Annotated in this window: 5 protein-coding genes; 2 read left to right on the top strand and 3 right to left on the bottom strand. The window is 73.0% G+C overall.

Going from position 1 to position 4,725, the window contains the following annotated elements:
- The 3 genes from DDE13_RS21800 to DDE13_RS21815 form a co-directional block, all read right to left on the bottom strand.
- Positions 1-1,064 (bottom strand): ABC transporter permease (locus tag DDE13_RS21800; protein ID WP_162631171.1); only part of this gene is annotated, 1,064 nt, incomplete at its 3' end.
- A 103-nt stretch (positions 1,065-1,167) separates the two neighbouring features.
- Positions 1,168-1,824: an ABC transporter ATP-binding protein gene (locus DDE13_RS21810; protein ID WP_111406311.1), complete on the bottom strand. Its 657-nt coding sequence runs from the start codon at positions 1,822-1,824 to the stop codon at positions 1,168-1,170.
- 108 nt (positions 1,825-1,932) lie between these two features.
- A complete protein-coding gene (locus tag DDE13_RS21815) occupies positions 1,933-2,634 on the bottom strand; it encodes an arylesterase (RefSeq protein WP_394340318.1) in 702 nt (233 codons plus the stop codon).
- Between DDE13_RS21815 and DDE13_RS21820 the strand changes: the two genes are divergently transcribed.
- Positions 2,633-3,349 carry an ABC transporter ATP-binding protein gene (locus tag DDE13_RS21820; RefSeq protein WP_111406310.1) on the top strand — a complete coding sequence of 239 codons (717 nt, stop codon included), beginning with the start codon at positions 2,633-2,635 and terminating at the stop codon, positions 3,347-3,349. The two genes, DDE13_RS21815 and DDE13_RS21820, sit on opposite strands and share 2 nt — an antisense overlap.
- Positions 3,346-4,725: ABC transporter permease (locus DDE13_RS21825; protein ID WP_162631172.1), on the top strand; the 1,380-nt coding region annotated here is incomplete at its 3' end. The genes DDE13_RS21820 and DDE13_RS21825, both read left to right, overlap by 4 nt.

Below are 4,725 nucleotides of genomic sequence, written 5' to 3' on the forward strand. Positions count from 1 at the left end.
GCCCAGATCGCGCGCCCGGCGGCCACGGCGGTGCCCAGCAGCGCCATGGCGAAGCCCGCGGCGATCCAGCCCGCCCGCAGCGCGAGTTCGCCCGAGGCGGGCGCGCCGTAGAGCCCGCGCAGGGTCGCCGCCACGTCGGGAAGCAGCAGTGCGGCGATGACGTAGCCAAGCCCGACGCCAAGCGCCCCGGCGATCAGTGCAACGGCCAGCAGTTCCGCCCCCAGCAGGGTCGCCACCGCCCGCGCGGGCAGGCCGATGGCGCGCAGGGTGCGCACGGTGCCGCGCCGCTGCTCCACCGCCAGCCCCGCCGCGCCATGGACGATGAACAGCCCCACGGCGAAGGCCAGCAGCCCGAAGGCCGTGAGGTTCAGATGGAAGCTGCCGGTCAGCCCGCGCAGGTCCGCTCCCGTGTCAGGGTCGGCGATCCGCAGGCCGGGCACCACGTCCTCCAGCGGCGGCAGATCCGACCCGGGATCGTCGAGCAGGACGAGCCGGTCGAGCGGTCCGTCCCGGCCCAGCAGCCGTGCGACCGTGGCGAGATCCCCGATGGCCGTACCCGGCGCAACGTCATCGCTGGCGATCACCTGCGCGCTGATCCCCCCTGCCAACCGCGCAGCGGTCTGCGGGTCCGTGAACAACTGCCCCGGCGGGCCGACGAAGGTCGCGAGCCCCGCCGCGCCGTCGTCTTCCGCGCCATCGGCCTCATCTGGCGTGTCCGTACCGGGCAGCACGGGCGCCGACAGCGGATCGAGCCCGATCAGCGTCACCGACCGCCCCGCCAGTGTCGCGCGACCTTCCAGCACGGGGGCCACGGACCAGCCCGCCCGGCGCAGCGCGACATATGCGGGAATGGGAACGCCGCCCGCGTCGGCCCGGATCACCGGGCGGTTGTTTTGGGCGATCAACGCCGCGGCCCGGTCGTAACTCGCCCGCGCCTCGGCGTTGATCGCCTGCACCCCGGTCCAGAGCGCGGTCGCCAGCGCGATCCCCAGCACGAGCACCAGCGCCTGTCCCGGCCGCCGCCGCCAATGGCTGGCCAGCGCCCCTGCTGCCGCGCGCCACATCACGCCGCCCCCGCCAGATCTGCCGCTCCGGAAAATGCTCGGGGGCATGGGGCCGAACAGCGTTCGGGCAGGGCCGACCGCCCCCGTGCGTCCGCTGCCACGGTCACGCGAGCCGCCCCCGGCTGAGATGCGCCCGCCCGGCGAGCTTCCCGGCCAGCCGCGGCGAGTGCGTGACCATCAGCAGCGCCGCACCGCTGTCCGCCACGAGGTCGAGCATCAGCGCGAGCACCCGGTCCGCGGCGTCCTCGTCAAGATTGCCCGTCGGCTCGTCGGCAAGGATCAGCGCGGGCCGTGCCGCGAGCGTCCGGGCGATGGCGACGCGCTGCTGCTGCCCGCCGGACAACTGTTCGGGATAACGGTCGCCCAGTCCGTCCAGCCCCAGCCGCGCCGTCACCGTCGCCGCCCAGTCCGGATCGAACCGCCCGGCCAGCCGGGCCTGGATGGCGATATTGGCCGCGGCGGTCAGCGACGGGATCAGGTTGAACTGCTGGAACACCAGCCCCACGGCATCGCGCCGCAGCCGCGCGCGCCCGCTGTCGTCAAGGTCGCCGATGACCTGCCCCGCCACCATGATCGTCCCGCTGTCGGCGGCATCCAGACCCGCGACCAGCGCCAGCAGCGTGCTCTTGCCCGACCCGCTTTCGCCCGTCAGCGCCAGCGTCTCGCCCGCGGCCAGCGCCAGTGCAACACCGTCGAGCACACGCACCGCGCCCTCGGGTCCGTCATAGGATTTCACCAACCCGTCGATTCGAAGAACCATGCCCGCCGCCATCATCACCCGCAGGGTGGGGCACCTAGCACAAAGCCGGCCCCTGCACAGGGGAATGTGCAGCCCGTCCAGGCCTGCAGGCCGCATTGCCCCGGCGCGTCAGGGCGCCGCGCGCTCCGCAAGCGCAGCCACCTTGGGGCCAAGCGCCTCCACAAGCAAGGCGACGCCGTCGGCGTTGGGGTGGATGCCGTCCGGCTGCATCAGCGTGCGCATCGCCGCATCGCTGCCCGACCCGTCGCGGGCCGCCTCGATGGGCGCAAGAAAGCTCGGCTCCATGAGCACGTCGTATTTCGCGGCCATGTCCGGCCAGATCGCGTCGAACGCCGCCTTGTAGTCGGGGCCGTAATTGCCCGGTGCGGTGACGCCGATCAGCAGCACCGGCAGACCGTCCCCCGTGGCGCGCGCAAGGATCGCGTCGATATTGGCGCGCGCCGCTTCGGGCGGCAGGCCGCGCAGCAGGTCATTGCCCCCCAGCGCCACGATCAGCGCATCCACCTCGGGCGTCAGCGTCCAGTCGAGCCGCGCCAGCCCCCCGGCGGTCGTATCGCCCGACACGCCCGCGTTCAGCACCTCCGCATCGACGCTGTTGTCGTCGAGCCACGCCTGCAACTGCGGCACGAACCCGTCGCCCTGCGGCAGGCCATACCCTTGCGTCAGGCTGTCGCCGAGCGCCGCGATGGTGACCTCGGCCAGAGCCGCGCCGGGCAGGGCAAGCGCCAGTGCCAGGGCCGTGCCGAACTTGCGGAATGCCGCACCTGCGCCATATGCCACGGGAGAGCAGCACCGAAGGACAGACATCATGGCCGAACCCATCCTCCAGTTGCGCGACACGCGCCTGCGGCTTGCGGGCAACGCGGGCCCCGTGGACATCCTGCACGGGATCACGCTGTCCGTGGGGGCCGGGGAGACGCTGGGGCTGGTGGGGCCGTCGGGGTCTGGCAAGTCGTCGCTCCTCATGCTCATGGGCGGGCTGGAACGCGCCACCGGGGGGCAGGTCATGGCGCTGGGCCACGATCTGACCGCGATGGACGAGGACGCGCTGGCCCGCTTCCGTCGCGATCATATGGGCGTGGTGTTCCAGTCTTTCCACCTGATCCCCACCATGACCGCGCTTGAGAATGTCGCAACCCCGCTCGAACTCGCCGGTCACGCCGATGCCTTTGACCGCGCCGCGGCGGAGCTTGAGACCGTGGGGCTGGGCCACCGGGCGGACCACTACCCGTCGCAACTGTCGGGTGGGGAACAGCAGCGCGTGGCATTGGCGCGTGCCGCGGCACCGCGCCCGGCGATCCTGCTGGCGGACGAGCCGACCGGGAACCTTGACGGCGCGAACGGGCAGGCGATCATGGACCTTCTGTTCGGGCTGCGCGACCGGCACGGGGCGACGCTCGTGATGGTCACACACGCGCCGGACCTCGCGGCGATCTGCGACCGGGTGGTGCGCCTGCGCGACGGGCGGATCGAGGGCGAGGACGCGGGCACCGCCACGCGCGGCAAGCCGCAGGCGGCAGAATGACCCTGCGCGTTGCGGCCCGCATCGCCCGGCGCGAGCTGCGCGGGGGCCTGTCCGGGTTCCGGATCTTTCTTCTGTGCCTGACGCTCGGGGTCATGGCCATCGCCGCCGTGGGCACCGTGCGCGCCGCGATCGAGGCCGGATTGCGGGCAGAGGGGGCGGTGATCCTTGGCGGCGATGCCGAGATCGAGTTCGACTACCGCGCCGCCGACGGAGAGGAGCGCGCCTGGATCGACGCCCGCGCCGATGCCGTGTCAGAGGTGATCGATTTCCGCTCCATGGCCGTGGCCGATGGCCCGGACGGACCGGAACGGGGACTGACGCAGGTCAAGGCGGTGGACAGCGCCTATCCGCTCGTGGGGTCCGTGGCGCTGGTGCCCGACATGGCCCTTTCGGATGCGCTGGCCGGTTCGGATGGTCTGCCGGGCGCCGTGATGCAGCGGGTGCTGATGGACCGGCTGGGCTTGCAGATTGGTGACACGATCCGGCTGGGCAACGCCGAGTTCCGCCTGATGGCGGAGCTTGCGCGGGAACCCGATGCGTCCTCGGCAGGCTTCGCGCTGGGCCCGCGCACCATCGTGCAGTCCGCGGATCTGGAGGGCGCGGGACTGCTGGGGGCCGGGACGATCTACGAGGTCAAGTACCGGCTCGACCTGCCGCCCGACACCGACCTTGCCGCGATGGAGGCCGAGGCCGAGGCGCGCTTTGCGGGCAGTGCCGCGCGCTGGCGCGACAGCCGCAACGGCGCACCGGGCGTGCAGGACTTCGTCGAACGGATCGGGTCGTTCCTCGTGCTGGTGGGGCTGGCGGGTCTGGCCGTGGGCGGCGTGGGGATTTCCGCGTCGGTGCGGGCGTATCTCGCGGGCAAGCGGCCCGTGATCGCCACCCTGCGGACCATCGGCGCGGATCGCGCCACTGTCTTCGCGGTCTACCTGATCCAGGTCGGCGTACTGACGGCGGTGGGCGTGGTGGCGGGCGTGATCCTGGGCGCCGTGCTGCCGCTGGCCTTCGCGCCGTTGATCGAGGCGCGGCTGCCCGTGCCCGTGGCGCTGGGCCTGCATCCCGGCCCGCTGGCGGAGGCCGCGGTCTACGGCACCTTGACGGCGGCGATCTTCACGCTCTGGCCCTTGGCCCGGACGGAGGACGTGCGCGCCGCGGTGCTGTTCCGCGATGGCGGCGCGTCCGGGGCGTCCCTGCCGCGGGCGCGGTTCCTGGTCATCACGGGGGCACTCGTGGCGGCGCTCGTGGGCATCGCGGCAGGGCTGTCGCCCGAGCCGATGCTGGCGCTCTGGACCGCTGGCGGGATAGCGGGGGCGCTGGCGGTGCTGGCGCTGGCGGCGCTGGGGCTGCGCCATCTTGCCCGCGCGGTCGCGCGGCGG

It is taken from the genome of Meridianimarinicoccus zhengii (genome assembly GCF_003254465.1).
GTDB lineage: Bacteria > Pseudomonadota > Alphaproteobacteria > Rhodobacterales > Rhodobacteraceae > Meridianimarinicoccus > Meridianimarinicoccus zhengii.